At 65.0% G+C, this 237-nt stretch carries 1 pseudogene; it reads right to left on the reverse strand.

From position 1 onward, the window contains the following. Window positions 1-237 (reverse strand): annotated as a pseudogene (locus DNK49_RS23820) (IS1634 family transposase); the annotation flags it as partial.

Consider the following 237-nt stretch of genomic DNA (forward strand, 5'->3'; position numbering starts at 1 on the left):
ACACCCCTGTCACCGGCTCCCCGCCGTTCAGACGCACGCGGTGATGCTGAATGCGCTGCAGTTGCTCAAGCGCCCGCTCGGGCGTGTAGCCCACATCAGCCGCCTTAAGGCGGCTACGCATCACCCGATGCAGGATCAGCGCCATGAAGCAGATCGACGCGTGCGCGCGGATCCGCTCGGGCAGACGGTGATACACCGGGCCGATCTCGATCTCGGACTTGAGCACCTTGAAACCGC

The organism is Parazoarcus communis SWub3 = DSM 12120, from assembly GCF_003226565.1.
In the GTDB taxonomy this organism is placed as follows: domain Bacteria; phylum Pseudomonadota; class Gammaproteobacteria; order Burkholderiales; family Rhodocyclaceae; genus Parazoarcus; species Parazoarcus communis.